A 17610-nucleotide genomic window follows, 5' to 3' on the forward strand; every position below is an offset into this window, starting at 1 on the left:
GCGCGTGATGATGATTTATCGCCTACTACCTATTAATAGTTAGAAGGCCAAATAAAATCGTTACCAACCCAACCATCAAGATCGTATTCACTCATACATTGCTCAGCAAACCCTTTCAATTTATCCACTAAGCCCGAGGCTTGGGAAGCCCATAATACATCGAGTCTGGTAACTTCATGGTTGCCAGCATAATTGAGCTCGTATAATTCATGCCTGTTAGCGAATTCGGTACCAATAGAGTCCCAAATCAGTTTCATGAGCTTGACTCGCTCAACTGCGCTGTAACCATTGGAGCCACGCATGTATTTATCAAGATAAGGAGACAGTTCCGGGTTGGAAAAATCGCGAGCATGAGAGTTAACATAAATCAAGGCACTGCCCAGATCCTGTTCAATAATTTCTTTTACCCGCGGGTAACCCTGCGTCATAAACCAACGATAAGCTATCCCATAGTCGTACCGAGGCAATAGGGCATCTTCACCCCAAGGCTCTGGAGATTTAATCATTGCATCACCGAGCGCCCAAAACAGATTACGCCATGACAATACTTCACCAACCCGTGTTTGCACGCCACGAAAATCTTTCGTTCCTGTAGCTTCAACCCCCTTAAGGAGCAATCCAGAAATAAAATCAAGTTTAACCGCCAATCGGGTCACACCATGCAACATAGCTCGATGGAAAAAACCCGATTCAGCAAAAAATAACGAAACTTTATCTATATCCCCATAGATAAATACGTTTTCCCAAGGAACCTTCACTTTATCCAGAATCATTATCGTATCGTTCTCATCAAATCGGGACGAGAGCGGATAATCAAAAGGACTGCCCATTTTATCAGCCGCCATTGAGTAAGAGGGACGACAAATTAATTTCACTCCTGGAGAATTCATCGGCACAGTAAAAACCAACGCAAATTCCCGTTTCTTGATTGGTAAACCGTAATGACCAATAAAGTTGTAATGACACATCGCCGATCCCGTGGCAACAACTTTAGCGCCGCTGACAATTAATCCATCATCACACTCTTTTTCAACATGAACGCAAATATCACCAATTTCATCAGGTGATAAATGACGATCTATTGGCGGATTAATAATCGAGTGATTCCAGTAATATACGTTTTCCTGTGAGCGGATATACCAGTTTTTTGCATTATCAGCAAAATCACCATAAATATCCGGTCTTACGCCAAGTGAGGTAAGAAACGAAGCCTTATAATCAGGACTTCTACCCAACCAGCCATAACTCATGCGGGCCCACGCGGCGATAGCATCGCGATCAGCAATTAAATCCTGCTGTGAGTGCGGTATACGGAAAAAGGGATGCGTCACACCAACACTCCCCGTATCTGTAGGCGTAGTCAGTACATCTCGATGAGCAGGATCGTGCAAAGCATCGTAGAGTTTTGCCATAGCGCGAGCTGGATTTTGAAAAGCAGGATGGTCGGCAACATTGTGAATGCGTTCACCATAAGCCCAGACTTCCCGACCATCGTTTAGCCCATCCAGAAATTCCTTTCCTGTAAGTGGGCGGGTTGTGCGGATATTACCTTCATTCGACGATTTTTGTTTCATGTTTTCTGACATAGAAGATTCCTTACATTATTTACTTGCCGGAAAATGGGTAAAAATAAACTATGCAATGTTATTCCAATCATCAATCAAACTGAGAAAGGAATAGAAGGAATGACGAGAAAAGATCATTACTCCATTTATAACCATACATTAATTCATTCAGATGTCATTAGCTATATTTCCATGCAATAAAATATAGATTTAACGATTATATTAATCACACAATATAATTATTAGCAAATTCACACAAACGCGCCAAGTTATTAATAACAAAAACTTAGGCATGAAAAAAACAAAAATACAATTAAACTAAGATTAATCTCTTAAGTTTATTTTAATAGGATAAAACGATAAAGAACAATTCATTATTTCCCTCATTACATACCCTGAAATCATTATAAATAACAACTAACACCGTGACTTATTGGTATTTCTATTGTTAAATTATACAAATGTTACAAATAATAATTTCTCCTCGCTCATAATTTTTATTCACTGTCTCTTGAGTGAACACCAAAATTACGGCATAAAAGGAAGCTATAAGCCGATTAAATTGGAGTCTGATGATGAGATGGTTAAGAAAATCGCTGGTTACTCTGTTATTACTGCTAATACTGGCAGTAATCACTGTTTATGTCGTGATACAGACCAACTGGGGAGCGCATCAGCTCAGTCAATGGCTGAGTCATCACAGCCGTTATCAGGTTCAAATCGGCAATATCGAACATAACTGGTCACAACCGGGCACTCTGGCATTTTCCAATATTGTCATTAGCAATCAGCAACAGACTTTCATTTTAGCGGCTCAAGTTGTCGCATTCGATTTCAACTGGCAGCAATTCACTTCCCCGCGTCATTTTCAGCGTCTGTTATTGCAACAGGGCCAATTAACCATCAAAGGACAGCCACAATCCATCCCTTTTAGCGCCAATATTCTGCAACTTAATCAGATGACTATTCAGTCAGAAAATGCGGACTGGCAAATTCAAGGGCAAAACATCACCGGCGGTATCACCCCCTGGAACCCACCATCAAATAAGCTGACAGGGAATGGGGAATTCCAATTCAGTGCTGACAAACTGAATTTCAATGATATTTCTCTTGAAAAAGTCATTATGCGAGGAGATAACCAGCAAAATACCCTGACTATTCGTTCATTTGGTGCAATATTGGCACAAGGTTCGGTATCGGGTAATGGGCAACGCCGGCCTGATGGTAGCTGGCAGTGGGGCAATTTACTTATCAGCAATATTCGTTGGCAAACGCCAATGACACTTGAAGAGTTATTGCTAAAAGCGAACACATTACCCGCAGTCAGCATCAAAGATCTCAGCCTGACTAATGCCAAGCTGGAAGGTAAAAACTGGTCTGCTAACTATCTGGATGCCTCAGTCAAAAATGTCGGTTTGGCTAACGGACGCTGGCAAGCAAAAGAGGGCATCATTGATTTCAATGTCATGGATACGACGCTAAATGATCTCCATTTCACCGATGTTATTGGTCACCTTCTTCTCGCAGGCAATGAACTCACTATTTCCAATCTCACTTCCCGTTGGGAAAAGGGATTATTCCACGTCAAAGGGAAATGGAATCACCAAACAAAGCAATTCAACATCACCAATGCAACAGTTGCCGGTTTAATTTATACCTTGCCGCAAAACTGGCATCAGCTACTGAAAAAATCATTGCCTGAATGGATATCCGGATTTTCCATTAACGAGCTGACGATTAATAACAGCTTATTGATTGATATTAACCCCGATTTTCCATTCCAGCTTACCGCTCTCAGCGGTTATATCTATGACATGGAGTTACTGAAAGAGGGGAAATGGGGGATTTGGAGCGGCTCTTCAAATCTCAGTGCCACCAGCGCAACATTTAACAAAGTTGAATTACGTCGCCCTTACCTTAAATTACATACAGAAGGAAATAAACTGATCATCGACCAATTAGACGCTTCTACCGATGATGGATTGCTGAAAATAAAAGGCACTGTAGATCAACAGGTACAGAAGCCATTCACGTTAGATTTCCGGGGGATAAATGCAGATTTAGCGATTTTTCCTCAATGGCGGTGGGTGCCGTTGAAATTACAGGGTAAAGGCAATTTCACGCTGTTAATACAGGGAGATCTTGCTGCTGATGATATTAAAAGTACTATCGATGGTTCATTGACTGCCACGAATAAACAGTCAGGCAACGAAACTCAAGTCATCAATAAGGGGCAAATATCCACATCAAACTGTGAAACTTGTCCGGTTGTTAAGCTATAGTAACGAATATTCGGGTACATATGTGCCCGATTCAATCTTATAATAGTTATTTCCTATTTCAATCCATTAATAAAATCTCCGATCAGTATCAGCCGAAAAACCGTATTAATATTGATATGTTAAAAACGCAATTAAATTTTACCCATTGAAGTTGTGACAAGGTACAAGAAATGATGTGTATACTGCCTGAATCTATTGAAAACACGCTACAAAATTATGACCGTATTGTTGTCGGCGGCATCATCAGAGATCAAAATGGCAATATTCTGTTCTTACAACGAGCGCCTGATGAATCGCCGCCAAATCTCTGGGAAATTCCTTCTGGAGGTGTAGAAAAAGGAGAAAATCTATTACAAGCACTATCTCGTGAAATAGAAGAGGAGACCGGACTACTGCTTGATGATGTTATTGGTTTTCTCAGCGCGGTGGAATATTCTATTAAGGAGGCTCGATGCCTCCAGGTAAATTTTAATGTCAAATGCACAGGTGAAGTTAAGCTTTCGCCTGAACATGCGCAATACCAATGGAGCAATATAGCCAATTTCCGTAGTGAACTTGATGACTTTATGCTGCGTGTACTCAACGAAGCTTAATTTTATAAAAACGACTCTTATTATTGCTACTGATGATATAAAAAATACCACCAGTGGCATATCTAATGCCACTGAAAAATCTAAGCGATAGCCGTATAAGCATTCGGCAATACCATATAAGTGCCAGTAAATACCGCACCGATTCCCTGATCACCGCTGACAATCACATCCAACTTCACTCTCGCTTTACTGCCTTGCGCCAGACGAGCCAAATCGCCGCTCATATTTTTAAGATCAGCAACAGATTTTGGCCTGCCGATAACCGGTTTTTTGTAACGGATATCGGCATCAGCCAGAATGATATCACCACCTAGTTGACGTTCCTGTAACAACAGCCAGATCAATCCCCAACCGGTCAGGGTTGCCAGAGAAAACAGACTGCCGGCAAAGATAGTTTGGTGAGGATTTTGATTCCCGGCTTCCGGCATGGTGGTAATAAAGCTCTGACCGGTATATTGAGAAATGCGTACCCCCATTTTTTCACTGAGGGGAATATGTTTGTACCAAGCCTGTTGCAGTTCGTTGCACCAATCTGGCCGATGAAGAATATCATCCAGTGTCGCGACCGGCTTTATCATCAGAAAATGACGAACAGGCGTCGTTTGTGGGCTAGTAATTGGCCCTCGGTTTTCAAACCCCAATTTACTGAAAAACTCCACCGCATATTCACGAGCACTGCATACAACCCGTTTAACACCTTCCTGACGGGCAACAGATTCCAGGGCCATTGCGATTAATTTTCCTAACCCTCTACCTTGCACGTTAGGATGCACTGCCAGAAAGCGGATTGCTCCTTCACTATCCGCATTGATATATAAACGCCCTACCGCCACCGGGTTACCTTTCTCATCCACAACCATCTGGTGATGAGCCATTGTGTCATAACCATCTTTCTCAGAGCCTACAGGCTGATGCAATGGCTTACGCAACATTTCCCAACGAAATCGATAATATGCTTCCAGTTCTTGTTCTGTTTCAGGTACTCGCAGATGATACATAGAAACTGCCCCTTTCTTTTGCTCATGATGTTTAATCGGGGATGGTTGCGTTCTACTGGCTATTTTTGGTTGCTAGACCTGCAACCAGAAAGTGACTGGCCCATCGTTTGTCAGGCTGACTTTCATATCGGCAGCAAACCGCCCGATTTCTGTTTTTACACCACTTTGGCGGCATTGTTCAACAAAATAGCGATATAATTCATCGGCCTTATCTGGGGCGGCGCCGCCAGAAAAACTGGGTCGCATGCCCTTTTGAGTATCGGCAGCCAGTGTAAACTGAGAAACAACTAGCAAACTGCCTCCGATTTGTTGGATATTCAAGTTCATTTTGTCCTGTTCATCACTGAATATCCGATACCCTATCACCTTCTCACACAACCGTTTTGCCTTCTGTTGATCATCTCCTTTCTCAACGCCTAGCAACACCAGCAGGCCGTGACCAATTTCCCCAACGACTTCGTTCTTAACAACAACATTTGCCTGTGTTACCCGCTGGATTAACGCGATCATATTTTTCCTTTATTTAGATAGTCGCATCAGCACACTATCTTCTATACCCGTCATCTTTCAAGTCGCCTCTTTGTTGGCTGCACTCACTCACCCCGGTCACATCGTTATCTATGCTCCCGGGGATTCGCTCCCTTGCCGTCGCGATCCATCTTGAAATCCATAGGGTATATTATCCATTCAATCCTTCATTTTGTTCAGAAAAACCGCTTGCTTCGAAATAATCCGGCACGGTCTGCCTATCAACAACATGAACGCTATTGATCCCTAACGCCCTGGCTGCTTCCACATTTTCCAGCACATCGTCAAAAAACACGGTTTGATCCGGTGAAAAACCTTCTGTCTCAAGCACATATTTGAAAATATCAGGTTCCGGCTTACGCATTGCCAAATCCTGCGACAAATAGAGGTAATCAGCGGATGCCGCAATTTCAGGATAATTATGCGGCCAGTAATCCAGGTGTAAACGGTTGGTGTTGGATAACACCACAACCCGGTGTCCCGCTTCACGTAATTTCTTCATTATTTGAATGATTTCAGGCCGAATATCAATAAAGATAGCATGCCATCCCGTAGCAAACTGCTCAAAACTGAGTGAAATATTCATTTCCTGACATAAAGTATCAGCGAATTCCAGATCAGTAATTTGACCACGCTCATGTTTTTCAAACGTTTCTCCCATAGAGAAACTTTTAGTCAAAGTCGCAAGAGGTGTCCCGCTCAAATTACTCCATACCGCTAAAACTCTTTTAAAATCAATCTCAATAATCACATTACCCATATCGAAGATATATAACATAATTACCCCCTGGCTAATTAATAACTTTTTACTTTAATCGTATTTTCAATTAGAAAACAGTACGGACCAGTAAAAAGCGAATCACTTCACGGTATTTTTCTTACGAAACGATAAAGTAGCACCCAGATTAAAAAAGTCGAGTAAGGTGTTATATTTATGTTGTGGTTCCTCCTCTGTATCGGCATTCTTCTGGCTGGATATTTCATATACGGCAAAATTGTCGAAAAGATATTCACTATTCGACCAGAAAGAAAAACCCCCGCTCTTTCTATGGCTGATGGTGTTGATTATGTGGCTATGTCCACCCCAAAAGTTTGGTTAATTCAGTTACTGAATATTGCCGGCGTTGGCCCTATTTTCGGTCCGATTCTTGGCGCCCTCTATGGCCCGCTTGCTATGCTGTGGATTGTATTCGGCTGTATCTTTGCCGGTGCAGTACACGATTATTTCTCCGGTATGCTCAGTGTGCGTGCCCGCGGCGCATCCGTGCCCGTTATCGTTGGTAACGAACTGGGCAAAACCATGAAGCATTTCATGAATATATTTGCTGTTATTCTGCTGATGCTAGTTGGCGTCGTCTTTGTTTTGAGTCCAGCCGGCTTACTGAATAACTTGCTGAAAGAGGCAATGGGTTGGGATAACATTGCTATCTGGGTCGGTGTTATCTTTGCTTACTATATTCTCGCAACGCTGGTTCCTATTGATAAAATTATCGGTCGCCTTTACCCACTGTTTGGTGCATTGCTGCTGTTTATGTCTGTCGCGCTGATGGTCGGTTTAGCGATGAGCGACAAGCCTTTCTATTCACAAGGCTTGGATTTCACCACTAACTTTAACCCGAAAGATCTGCCTATTTGGCCATTGCTGTTCGTCACCATTGCTTGTGGCGCTATTTCAGGTTTCCACGCCACTCAGTCTCCGCTGATGGCCCGCTGTATGCAAAATGAAAAAAATGGTCGCTTCGTTTTCTACGGCGCAATGATTGGCGAAGGTATTATCGCGCTGATCTGGTGTACATTGGGCCTGAGTTTCTATGAAGATACTAACGCGTTGCAAGCCGTGATTGATCAGGGTACGGCCTCTCTGGTTGTTCACGAAGTGTCAACTTCTCTGTTAGGTACTGTCGGCGGTATTCTGGCAATCCTCGGCGTAGTAATTTTACCCATTACTTCTGGCGATACCGCGTTCCGTTCCGCCCGGCTGATTATTGCTGAATTCTTGAATATTCCTCAGCAACAAATGGCTAAACGCCTGTTATTAAGTGTGCCAATGTTTATTGTCGGTTATCTGATTACCAAAACTGACTTCAACATCATCTGGCGTTATTTCGGTTGGGCGAACCAGACGACAGCAATGGTCATGCTGTGGGCTGCCTCCGCATGGCTGCTGCGCCGCAATAAATTCCATTGGATTACCACCCTGCCTGCCATGTTTATGACAGCAGTGTGCTTCACCTATCTGGCATTTGCGCCAGAAGGTTTTGCGCTAAACTGGAATATCTCCGTTGTTATCGGACTGGCAGCAATGGCGGTTGTCACAATTGCTTTCTTTGTGAAAATCCGCTCTCAATCGGCTTCCGATAATATAAACGCCGAAGCATTAAATGAGTAAGAACCCAAGAAGATATTAAATATCACAACCGCCCCTCACGATAAAAAGTTGAGGGGTTTTAATTGTCGCTCTCCTGTGCCGTGATAAGAAACATTTATTCCTTCCGCAAATATCAGACGAAACATCACATGAATATTGACAGTTTAAGTGTTACGACCAGAAAAATGAGTGAAGAAAGTATCATTTCCCCATAGAGAATGTCTGGGATAGCTTCTTTATGAAAGCTTAATGCCCACTAAATAGTGACAAAAATAGTGGCAAACAATGAAAAAGAATTCATCTGGGTAGAGGGTTAATTGTAGAAAATTGGATAGTTTAAGCCCTTTAAAAGCAAATCTATGAATAGTCGTTAAATTAGGAAGTTTCCAGGCAAAGGTACGATTCGTTGTTTCTAATCGTTTCCTGCTTAACTATTAAATAAAAAACAACTCATCGAAACTCTCGCCAAATGATAATCACGCAGATCCTACTGAATAGTGGCAGACATAAATAAGATTGACTACAATTGTTATTAGCAGCACACTACGAATAGTGGGTTAAATTATACACCGTTCGAATACCATGCTTTAATAAATGTAGGTTTGTACGTTTTCAAATGCGATACCAAAGAGAGTGACACCCATTAATGGACAACGTGCCTTTGGATAATTGATCGCTTGTATCGAAGTAAACGATCCTAAACTGAGCTTGATGAATTCCCTACCCTGAATACGGGGAAAGGTCTTGAATGTTTGTAGAAAACTGGAGAATCAACCATGTATATGTTTTTACCTTTTTTACTCGCATTATTTGCGGCTATTACCACCTTATATGGAAAGTATAAAACCAGTTATACCCTGTGGGGTCTTCTTTTGGTGACGACTGTAGCTTGGTTTATCCATCATGCAACTGATTCGTTAAATCTATCTTTTTAACGGGAGACAATCTGATGAATCAGGTATTAGCAACAAAACAACAGATCAGCTACGGCATGATATTTAATCTCATTGGATTATTTGCTATCAGTGCTGTTCTAACCCTTGCCTTCTATTATCAATTGGTCCTTTCAGAACTCCCTTGTCCATTGTGTCTGCTACAGCGAGCGGGCATGATCATGATAGGGTTTGGTTTCCTGTTTAATCTGTGTTTTGGTATCAAAAGCGCGCATTATGCCTTGTCGCTTCTCGGCTGTATCGTGACTGGCATTGTTGCGATCCGACAAGTGTTTTTACATATCACCCCCGGTGATCTCGGTTATGGTTCCGCCCTTTTTGGTATACATTTCTATACTTGGGCCCTTATTTGCTCAGTTATCGCGATTATCGGCATATCCGTCATGCTGATATTGAAAAGCCTGGAGAAAACAACCGAAGCAAAACAAAAAACGTCTGTTATCGGTCAGATTATTATCGGATTATTTGTCATATTAATTACCGCAAATTTAATCTCCACCATTTTGGAGTGTGGCGGTGGGCAGTGTGATGACAACCCAACGTTCTATCAATTGCTCGGTAAATAATTCGTTTGTTAAAAAAACTCAGGGCGCCATCGGCGCCCTAAGCATGGGTATTGCAGGAAAGATTATGCTTCTTTACTGCGATACGCACGACGGCGTTCATTTTCCGTCAGATGGCGTTTACGCAGGCGAATAGACACAGGAGTCACTTCCACCAGCTCGTCATCATCAATAAACTCCAGAGCCTGCTCCAGGGTTTTCTTAATATGTGGAGACAAGGTTGTCGCTTCGTCAGTACCAGATGCACGGACGTTAGTCAGTTTCTTACCTGTCAGACAGTTAACTGTCAGGTCATTAGAACGAGAATGAATACCGATCACCTGACCTTCATACACTTCCGCACCATGACCCAGGAACAATTTACCGCGATCCTGTAAGCTGTAAAGTGCATAAGCAACCGCTTTACCTTGACCATTGGAAATCATCACGCCGTTCTGACGGCGACCGATTTCACCCGCGCGAATATCATCATAGTGGCTGAATGTTGCATACAGCAGACCGGTACCAGAGGTCATCGTCAGGAACTCAGTACGGAAGCCAATCAGACCACGGCTTGGAATAACATAATCAAGGCGCACACGGCCTTTACCGTCTGGCAGCATATCGCGCAGATCCGCTTTACGCTCACCCAACGCCTGCATCACATCTCCCTGATGCTGCTCTTCAATATCCAGCGTCACCTGCTCGAAAGGTTCTTGCTTGCGACCATCGATCTCACGGAAGATAACTTTCGGACGGGATACCGCCAGTTCAAAACCTTCACGGCGCATGTTCTCAATCAGAACAGATAAGTGCAATTCACCACGGCCAGAAACACGGAACGCATCTGGATCTTCTGTCTCTTCAACACGCAAGGCGACATTGTGAACCAGCTCTTTCTTCAAACGCTCAAGGATTTGGCGTGAGGTGACATATTTACCTTCACGGCCACAGAAAGGGGAGGTGTTAACACAGAAATACATGCTCACCGTCGGCTCATCAACCGCCAGCGGCGGCAGTGCTTCAACAGCATTCGTATCACACAGCGTATCGGAAATATTCAGCTCACCCAGACCAGTAATCGCAACGATATCGCCCGCTTCCGCTTGCTCACTCTCGATACGCTCCAGCCCTAAGTGGCCCAGTACCTTACCGATTTTACCGTTCCGGGTTTTACCCTCGCCATCAATAATCGTGACGTTCTGGTTTGGCTTAACAGTACCGCGCTTGATACGACCAATGCCGATAACACCAACATAGTTATTATAGTCAAGCTGAGAAATCTGCATCTGGAATGCGCCATTCAGGTCAACTTTCGGCGGCTCTACATGATCGACAATCGCCTGATACAACGGCGTCATATCTTCCGCCATATCTTCATGATCAGTACCGGCAATTCCCATCAATGCCGATGCATAGATAATAGGGAAATCCAGTTGTTCATCAGTGGCGCCCAGGTTAACAAACAGGTCAAACACCTGATCCACAACCCAATCAGGACGTGCGCCAGGACGGTCAACTTTGTTAATGACCACAATCGGTTTCAAACCATGAGCGAACGCTTTCTGTGTCACAAAACGGGTCTGAGGCATTGGCCCGTCCATAGCATCGACCAGCAATAATACGCTGTCGACCATAGACATAACACGTTCTACTTCACCGCCGAAATCGGCATGTCCCGGAGTGTCTACGATATTAATACGGTAGTCATTCCATTTAATGGCGGTATTTTTTGCGAGGATAGTAATTCCACGCTCTTTCTCCAAATCATTGGAATCCATCACACGCTCTGTCGCTGTCGCACGGTCACCGAAAGTACCGGATTGTTGCAGCAGCTTGTCAACCAGGGTCGTTTTACCGTGGTCAACGTGCGCGATAATGGCGATATTACGCAATTTTTCGATCACAAACTTTGCCTCAGGCATTTATAGAAATGGCGCGCTATTGTACACACATTGGTCGAAGGACTAAACAGGATCACAATAATCTATGCTTAACAACTTGATAACAATGAAATTGTGATCCCTTTCACGCCCATAAATAGACGCATTTTTGACATAAACGCACTAATATTGTGCGTCTCAGTTATATGGTTGCACCAATACAGTGCAATTTCCCCAAATATTCCGGTATTCCATCACCGGGATGCCCACGGTACAGTATATTGCAAGGTGTTAAAAAGTTGGCATGCTTTTCGCAAACGTTTTTCGTGATTGCAAACGTATAAATAGCCTTGTTAAGGTAAAACGATGTGATTGTGTTTTCTTTTAGTCTTAATCACGACAATTTTATCAAGACCAACACAAACCAGGAGAAACCGAGTATGTCCGTTGAACATGTTTTAACCATGATTGAAGAGCATCAGGTGAAGTTTATCGATCTGCGTTTCACTGATACCAAAGGCAAAGAACAACATATGACCATCCCTGCTCATCAGGTTAACGCAGACTTCTTTGAAGATGGAAAAATGTTTGACGGATCTTCAATTAGCGGCTGGAAAGGGATTAACGAATCCGACATGGTGCTAATGCCAGATACCAGCACCGCCATGCTTGATCCCTTCTTTGACGATGCCACGCTCATTTTACGTTGTGACATTCTGGAGCCTGGCACCATGCAAGGCTACGACCGCGATCCCCGTTCCATCTCCAAACGTGCTGAAAACTTCCTGCGTTCAAGCGGCATTGCAGATACGGTCCTGTGCGGACCAGAACCTGAGTTTTTCCTGTTTGATGATGTACGCTTCAGTAGTGCCATGTCCCATTCTTACTATCACATCGATGATATCGAAGCTGCATGGAATTCCGGGACGCAGTACGAAGGCGGCAACAAAGGCCATCGGCCTGCGGTAAAAGGCGGTTATGCTCCGCTGCCTCCCGTTGATTCTTCTCAGGATTTACGTTCAGCGATGTGCCTGACAATGGAAGAGATGGGGTTGGTTGTGGAAGCTCACCATCATGAAGTGGGAACAGCAGGTCAAAATGAAATCGCGACTCGCTTTAACACCATGACCAAAAAAGCTGACGAAACCCAGATTTACAAATACGTCGTACATAATGTCGCGCACAATTTCGGCAAGACCGCCACCTTTATGCCAAAACCTCTGGTCGGCGATAATGGTTCGGGAATGCACTGCCATATGTCTCTGTCCAAAAACGGCACTAACTTGTTTGCCGGTGACAAATACGGTGGTTTGTCCGAACTAGCGTTGTTCTATATTGGTGGTATTATCAAACATGCCCGTGCACTGAACGCGTTTACCAACCCGACAACCAACTCTTATAAACGTCTGGTTCCGGGCTATGAAGCACCGGTTATGCTGGCCTACTCCGCCCGTAACCGTTCGGCGTCCATCCGTATTCCCGTTGTCGCCAGCACTAAAGCTCGCCGTATTGAAATACGTTTCCCTGATCCGGCGGCTAACCCTTATCTGGCATTCGCTGCTCAGTTGATGGCTGGCCTTGACGGCATCATCAACAAAATCCATCCGGGCGATGCGATGGATAAAAACCTGTATGACCTGCCACCGGAAGAAGCCAAAGAGATCCCTACTGTCGCTTCTTCTCTAGAGGACGCATTGGCGGCATTGGATGCCGATCGTGAATTCTTGACCCGTGGCGGTGTATTCACCGATGACGCCATTGATGCTTATATTGACTTGAAAAACAGTGAAATAGAACGTGTCCGTCTGACACCGCATCCACTGGAGTTTGAACTCTATTACAGTGTGTAATTAGCAGCGCCGTTTCCGCTGATCATTTTTTGTTGCCGTGAAACCTTTAGCCCATCTTCGGATGGGCCCTTTTCCTGCTATATAAATTTCAGGCTTTGACTGGGTTTTACGCTCGAACATGATAAAGTGCACCAAAAAGGTGCAGGAGTGTGGATGAAAACGGAAAATCTGCCCGACAGCGGGCAAATATTAAATTCACTCATTAACAGTGTATTGGTGCTGGATACGGATCTCGTCATCCGTTATGCCAACCATGCAGCACTACAATTATTTGCTCAGAGTGCCCGTAAACTATTCGGTACACCTCTTCCGGTACTGTTTAGTTATTTCTCACTGGATACAGAATTGATGCGCTCTAGTCTGGTCAGCGGCCAGAGTTTTACTGATAACGAAGTAACGTTAGTAGTTGATAACCGCTTTCACATTATGTCGCTCAGTGCCCAACCGATTTCCGAGCAATTCATCTTGCTGGAACTGGCGCCTATGGATAGTCAACGCCGGTTAAGCCAAGAGCAGGTACAACAAGCTCAGCAGATAGCCGCACGGGAATTGGTTCGGGGGCTGGCACATGAAATCAAAAACCCCCTTGGTGGATTGAGGGGAGCCGCGCAATTACTTGCAAAAGCACTGCCCGATCCTGCTTTGCGGGAATACACCCAAGTGATTATTGAACAAGCCGACCGATTGCGCCATCTGGTAGACAGATTGCTTGGCCCACAGCATCCGGGTGAACGAATTAAGCAGAGCATTCATTATGTTGCTGAACGGGTTTCTCAGCTAGTCTCGCTAGAAATGCCGGATAACGTCACACTGGTAAAAGATTACGATCCCAGTTTGCCAGAACTGGCCCACTACCCTGATCAAATTGAGCAGGTGCTACTGAATATCACCCGCAATGCCTTGCAAGCGCTAGGAAAACAGGGAGGGACCATTACCCTTCGCACTCGTACTGCTTTTCAAATTACCTTGCATGGTAAGCGCTATCGTCTGGCTGCCAGAATTGACGTGGAAGATAACGGGCCAGGTATCCCGCCACAAATTCAGGACACCTTGTTTTACCCAATGGTCAGCGCCCATGAAGGTGGAACAGGTCTTGGCCTATCCATTGCTCGCAATTTAATAGACCAACATTCCGGCAAAATAGAATTTACCAGTTGGCCGGGGCACACAGAATTTTCTATCTACTTACCAATTAAGAAATAGAGGATAACGATGCAACAGGGAAAAATCTGGATCGTCGATGATGACAGTTCAATCCGCTGGGTACTGGAGCGAGCGTTAAGTAACGCGGGGATGGAATGTACCAGTTTTGCAGACGCTGATAGCGCACTGACCGCACTGGCCCAAAACACTCCTGATGTACTGATTTCGGATATCCGTATGCCGGGGATGAATGGACTAAACCTGCTGAATAATATCAAACAGAGCAATCCGTTACTGCCGGTCATTATCATGACCGCCCATTCTGATTTGGATGCTGCGGTCAGTGCTTATCAGCAAGGGGCTTTTGATTATTTACCAAAACCCTTTGATATTGATGAAGCCGTTGCCTTGCTGGAACGAGCGCTTAGCCACTCTCGCGATCAGAATCAATCAATTAAAAGTCCACAGGTCGTCACACCCGTTTCTGACATGATAGGCGAAGCGCCTGCCATGCAGGACGTTTACCGCATTATCGGCCGTCTCTCTCGTTCCTCTATCAGCGTCCTGATTAATGGCGAATCCGGTACCGGAAAAGAGCTGGTGGCCCATGCGCTACATCGTCACAGTCCACGAGCTAATAAGCCATTTATTGCCCTTAACATGGCAGCCATTCCTAAAGATTTGATTGAATCAGAGTTATTTGGTCATGAAAAAGGGGCTTTTACCGGCGCTAATCAGGTTCGTCATGGCCGGTTTGAACAGGCCAATCGTGGTTCACTGTTTCTAGATGAAATTGGTGATATGCCTCTGGACATTCAAACCCGCCTGTTACGGGTATTGGCGGAAGGCCAGTTCTACCGGATTGGCGGCTATGCTCCTGTGAAAGTGGATGTACGGATTATCGCGGCAACCCATCAGGATCTAGAGCGCTTAGTACAGAAAGGCAAATTCCGTGAAGATCTCTATCACCGCCTCAATGTTATTCGTATGCAATTACCGCCTTTACGTGACAGAGTGGAGGATATCCCTCGCCTGACCCGCCATTTCCTACAACAGACCGCCAAAGAGTTGGGCGTAGAAACCAAGATTCTCCATCCTGACGCAGAAATGGCCTTAATGCGTTTACCTTGGCCGGGCAATGTTCGCCAGTTGGAAAATATCTGCCGTTGGCTGACCGTGATGGCCGCAAGCCAGGAGGTGCTGGTACAAGATTTGCCGCCTGAATTATTTGAACCCCACCATACCGAAACCGGCACAACAACATCTGTAAATACCGTACCTATAAATACCGCACCCGCAAATACGACACCTACAACTACAATACCGGAAAACTGGTCGCAGCTCCTTGCCCAGTGGGCAACAAATGCCTTAGAAAATGGTCGGCAGGATCTGCTATCTGAAGCATTACCATTATTGGAGCGTACCTTACTTGATTGTGCACTTAAGCATACTAAAGGCCATAAACAAGATGCTGCACGATTGCTAGGTTGGGGACGCAATACTATTACACGGAAGTTAAAAGAACTTGGGTTGGAGTAAGGATATATTCGCAAATCAGGCTATTGCCTATTTATGGATACCCCAATTTTATGGTTGAAACAGGGCTATAATCGCCCCATTTCTATCTCTCTTACCAGTGCTGATATATCTACACCGTAATTTATTGACGTTTCCGACTCTGGTCCGCATGCCTGCTCAGGAATCCGTTGATGTTGATAGTGGGGGTTCTTGCTCTGCTGAAAGCCCTTAGTAAACAGTATTTCAGCTCGCAATGCTTCAAAACTGTAACCACGACCAACATGGTTCACCACTCTAATCAAATTGTTCAGATTCTCTATATAAGCATTAGTGATCGGGTGGTCGAAGTAAGCAAAAACATCATCATGCCAGTTATCTATAGCTTTAACGAGTGGGTCAAAATACACCTTCATTTCAGGTGTTATCTGTCTAAGCCAAACATAGTAGGCTTGCTGTGCCTCGTACCTATTTTTGCAGTCCCATATGCCGAAAAATGACTCTTTCAACTCGTAAGCATAACCCAAGTCGGGATAGTTGAGTATCCAGTCAGAGAATCGCATATATTCAGCATCTGTCTGCTCATGGCGACGTTTCAGCAACACAAAGTGATTTTTCATCAGTTTTCGACGCTGCTGAGCTGTCAAGCCGCTTCTGATGGCCTTTAGTGCTCTTTCTAGTGACTCATTCGCCATACGGACAACATGAAACTTATCTATGATAACCGTAGCGTCAGGGATCATAGTAGCCACTGCTTCTCTGTATGGTCGCCACATATTCATAGCGACATAACGCACCTGATAGCGATCTTTTCGTTTAGTTAGGTAGCGCATAACAGTGGCTTTGTTATTGTTATCAAGCATATCAACAATGGTTTGCAGCTCGATATTGGCGATAACACACCGGGGTTTTATGATATGGATTTCATCAATACCCAGCCATTTAGGCATTTCAAAATTAAAGGTCTTTTCCAGTCTCTCGCAGGAGTCGTGAAATATATTACGAACCGTCTTTTCGTCCACACCTACGTCCTCTGCTACGCTGGAGAAGGTGCGGCGTAGACTCTCACGCTCAATGTATTGGATCAAACGGTGAGTCATTTGCCGCTTACCATCCTTGTGTGGTACTGGTTCCATAAACGTCTTACAACATATTTGACAACGGTAGCGGCGGCGATTCAGTATAATCCCTGTCCGCTTGCCATTGACAGGAGTATCCATGATCACCTCATCACGACGGCCAAAACCAACGATTTCAGGATGCTTGCAGTGGATGCAGTGAGTAGGTGGGTTGGCCGTCCCTACATGTACCCGGTAATCATGCTCCAGTTCGGAGACAGACAGGACGATATAATCAGGCCAGTTAAGGATGTTTGCCATAATAGCCAACT

At 44.5% G+C, this 17610-nt stretch carries 14 protein-coding genes; 8 read left to right on the forward strand and 6 right to left on the reverse strand.

What is annotated here, in order from left to right:
* Positions 1-32 precede the first annotated feature (32 nt).
* Entirely contained in the window at positions 33-1574 is a 1542-nt protein-coding gene (locus tag BA1DRAFT_RS09985) for a 4-hydroxyphenylacetate 3-hydroxylase family protein (RefSeq protein ID WP_036778466.1), read from the reverse strand.
* Between the two features lie 563 nt (positions 1575-2137).
* On the opposite strand from BA1DRAFT_RS09985, the gene BA1DRAFT_RS09990 reads away from it, so the two are divergent.
* Positions 2138-3847, forward strand: coding sequence for an AsmA family protein (locus BA1DRAFT_RS09990; protein WP_235201021.1), 1710 nt, complete (start codon positions 2138-2140; stop codon positions 3845-3847).
* A 170-nt stretch (positions 3848-4017) separates the two neighbouring features.
* Entirely contained in the window at positions 4018-4440 is a 423-nt protein-coding gene (locus BA1DRAFT_RS09995) for an NUDIX domain-containing protein (protein WP_036778425.1), read from the forward strand.
* 80 nt (positions 4441-4520) lie between these two features.
* Here BA1DRAFT_RS09995 and fabY read toward each other — a convergent pair whose 3' ends face one another.
* From fabY to yihX, 3 genes are all read right to left on the reverse strand, one after another.
* Positions 4521-5438, reverse strand: coding sequence for a fatty acid biosynthesis protein FabY (gene fabY, locus BA1DRAFT_RS10000; RefSeq protein ID WP_036778427.1), 918 nt, complete (start codon positions 5436-5438; stop codon positions 4521-4523).
* Between the two features lie 72 nt (positions 5439-5510).
* Positions 5511-5948 (reverse strand): D-aminoacyl-tRNA deacylase, encoded by a 438-nt coding sequence (gene dtd / locus BA1DRAFT_RS10005; protein ID WP_036778428.1) that lies wholly within the window; start codon positions 5946-5948, stop codon positions 5511-5513.
* A 169-nt stretch (positions 5949-6117) separates the two neighbouring features.
* Positions 6118-6744, reverse strand: a complete 627-nt coding sequence (gene yihX, locus BA1DRAFT_RS10010; RefSeq protein WP_036778430.1) for a glucose-1-phosphatase — start codon at positions 6742-6744, stop codon at positions 6118-6120.
* Between the two features lie 156 nt (positions 6745-6900).
* On the opposite strand from yihX, the gene BA1DRAFT_RS10015 reads away from it, so the two are divergent.
* The 3 genes from BA1DRAFT_RS10015 (at position 6901) to BA1DRAFT_RS10025 (ending at position 9853) form a co-directional block, all read left to right on the forward strand.
* Entirely contained in the window at positions 6901-8355 is a 1455-nt protein-coding gene (locus BA1DRAFT_RS10015; RefSeq protein ID WP_036778433.1) for a carbon starvation CstA family protein, read from the forward strand.
* A 761-nt stretch (positions 8356-9116) separates the two neighbouring features.
* The gene (locus BA1DRAFT_RS24035) at positions 9117-9269 is read left to right on the forward strand and encodes a DUF5993 family protein (protein ID WP_036778468.1); all 153 of its coding nucleotides are present in this window, start codon (positions 9117-9119) and stop codon (positions 9267-9269) included.
* Between the two features lie 14 nt (positions 9270-9283).
* The gene (locus BA1DRAFT_RS10025; protein ID WP_036778436.1) at positions 9284-9853 is read left to right on the forward strand and encodes a disulfide bond formation protein B; all 570 of its coding nucleotides are present in this window, start codon (positions 9284-9286) and stop codon (positions 9851-9853) included.
* A 62-nt stretch (positions 9854-9915) separates the two neighbouring features.
* On the opposite strand, the gene typA is transcribed toward BA1DRAFT_RS10025, so the two are convergent.
* Positions 9916-11754, reverse strand: a complete 1839-nt coding sequence (gene typA / locus BA1DRAFT_RS10030) for a ribosome-dependent GTPase TypA (protein WP_036778438.1) — start codon at positions 11752-11754, stop codon at positions 9916-9918.
* 398 nt (positions 11755-12152) lie between these two features.
* On the opposite strand from typA, the gene glnA reads away from it, so the two are divergent.
* The 3 genes from glnA (at position 12153) to glnG (ending at position 16244) form a co-directional block, all read left to right on the forward strand.
* Positions 12153-13562 carry a glutamate--ammonia ligase gene (glnA, locus tag BA1DRAFT_RS10035; protein WP_036778441.1) on the forward strand — a complete coding sequence of 470 codons (1410 nt, stop codon included), beginning with the start codon at positions 12153-12155 and terminating at the stop codon, positions 13560-13562.
* A gap of 153 nt (positions 13563-13715) precedes the next feature.
* Positions 13716-14765, forward strand: coding sequence for a nitrogen regulation protein NR(II) (gene glnL, locus BA1DRAFT_RS10040; protein ID WP_036778444.1), 1050 nt, complete (start codon positions 13716-13718; stop codon positions 14763-14765).
* Positions 14766-14774: 9 nt separating this feature from the next.
* The gene (gene glnG, locus BA1DRAFT_RS10045) at positions 14775-16244 is read left to right on the forward strand and encodes a nitrogen regulation protein NR(I) (protein WP_036778445.1); all 1470 of its coding nucleotides are present in this window, start codon (positions 14775-14777) and stop codon (positions 16242-16244) included.
* Between the two features lie 65 nt (positions 16245-16309).
* Here the strand turns inward: glnG and BA1DRAFT_RS10050 are convergent, their stop codons facing one another.
* Positions 16310-17599, reverse strand: coding sequence for an ISL3 family transposase (locus BA1DRAFT_RS10050; RefSeq protein WP_036778447.1), 1290 nt, complete (start codon positions 17597-17599; stop codon positions 16310-16312).
* Positions 17600-17610 lie beyond the last annotated feature (11 nt).

This window comes from Photorhabdus aegyptia, assembly GCF_000612035.1.
GTDB lineage: Bacteria > Pseudomonadota > Gammaproteobacteria > Enterobacterales > Enterobacteriaceae > Photorhabdus > Photorhabdus akhurstii.

What these genes read in the sequence shown, in the direction of transcription:
- typA (WP_036778438.1), bottom strand. Translation starts at nt 11,754, where the DNA reads ATGCCTGAGGCAAAGTTTGTGATCGAAAAATTGCGTAATATCGCCATT.
- glnL (WP_036778444.1), top strand. Translation starts at nt 13,716, where the DNA reads ATGAAAACGGAAAATCTGCCCGACAGCGGGCAAATATTAAATTCACTC.
- glnG (WP_036778445.1), top strand. Translation starts at nt 14,775, where the DNA reads ATGCAACAGGGAAAAATCTGGATCGTCGATGATGACAGTTCAATCCGC.
- BA1DRAFT_RS10025 (WP_036778436.1), top strand. Translation starts at nt 9,284, where the DNA reads ATGAATCAGGTATTAGCAACAAAACAACAGATCAGCTACGGCATGATA.
- BA1DRAFT_RS24035 (WP_036778468.1), top strand. Translation starts at nt 9,117, where the DNA reads ATGTTTTTACCTTTTTTACTCGCATTATTTGCGGCTATTACCACCTTA.
- glnA (WP_036778441.1), top strand. Translation starts at nt 12,153, where the DNA reads ATGTCCGTTGAACATGTTTTAACCATGATTGAAGAGCATCAGGTGAAG.
- yihX (WP_036778430.1), bottom strand. Translation starts at nt 6,744, where the DNA reads ATGTTATATATCTTCGATATGGGTAATGTGATTATTGAGATTGATTTT.
- BA1DRAFT_RS10015 (WP_036778433.1), top strand. Translation starts at nt 6,901, where the DNA reads ATGTTGTGGTTCCTCCTCTGTATCGGCATTCTTCTGGCTGGATATTTC.
- BA1DRAFT_RS10050 (WP_036778447.1), bottom strand. Translation starts at nt 17,599, where the DNA reads ATGGCAAACATCCTTAACTGGCCTGATTATATCGTCCTGTCTGTCTCC.
- BA1DRAFT_RS09995 (WP_036778425.1), top strand. Translation starts at nt 4,018, where the DNA reads ATGATGTGTATACTGCCTGAATCTATTGAAAACACGCTACAAAATTAT.
- BA1DRAFT_RS09985 (WP_036778466.1), bottom strand. Translation starts at nt 1,574, where the DNA reads ATGAAACAAAAATCGTCGAATGAAGGTAATATCCGCACAACCCGCCCA.
- dtd (WP_036778428.1), bottom strand. Translation starts at nt 5,948, where the DNA reads ATGATCGCGTTAATCCAGCGGGTAACACAGGCAAATGTTGTTGTTAAG.
- fabY (WP_036778427.1), bottom strand. Translation starts at nt 5,438, where the DNA reads ATGTATCATCTGCGAGTACCTGAAACAGAACAAGAACTGGAAGCATAT.
- BA1DRAFT_RS09990 (WP_235201021.1), top strand. Translation starts at nt 2,138, where the DNA reads ATGATGAGATGGTTAAGAAAATCGCTGGTTACTCTGTTATTACTGCTA.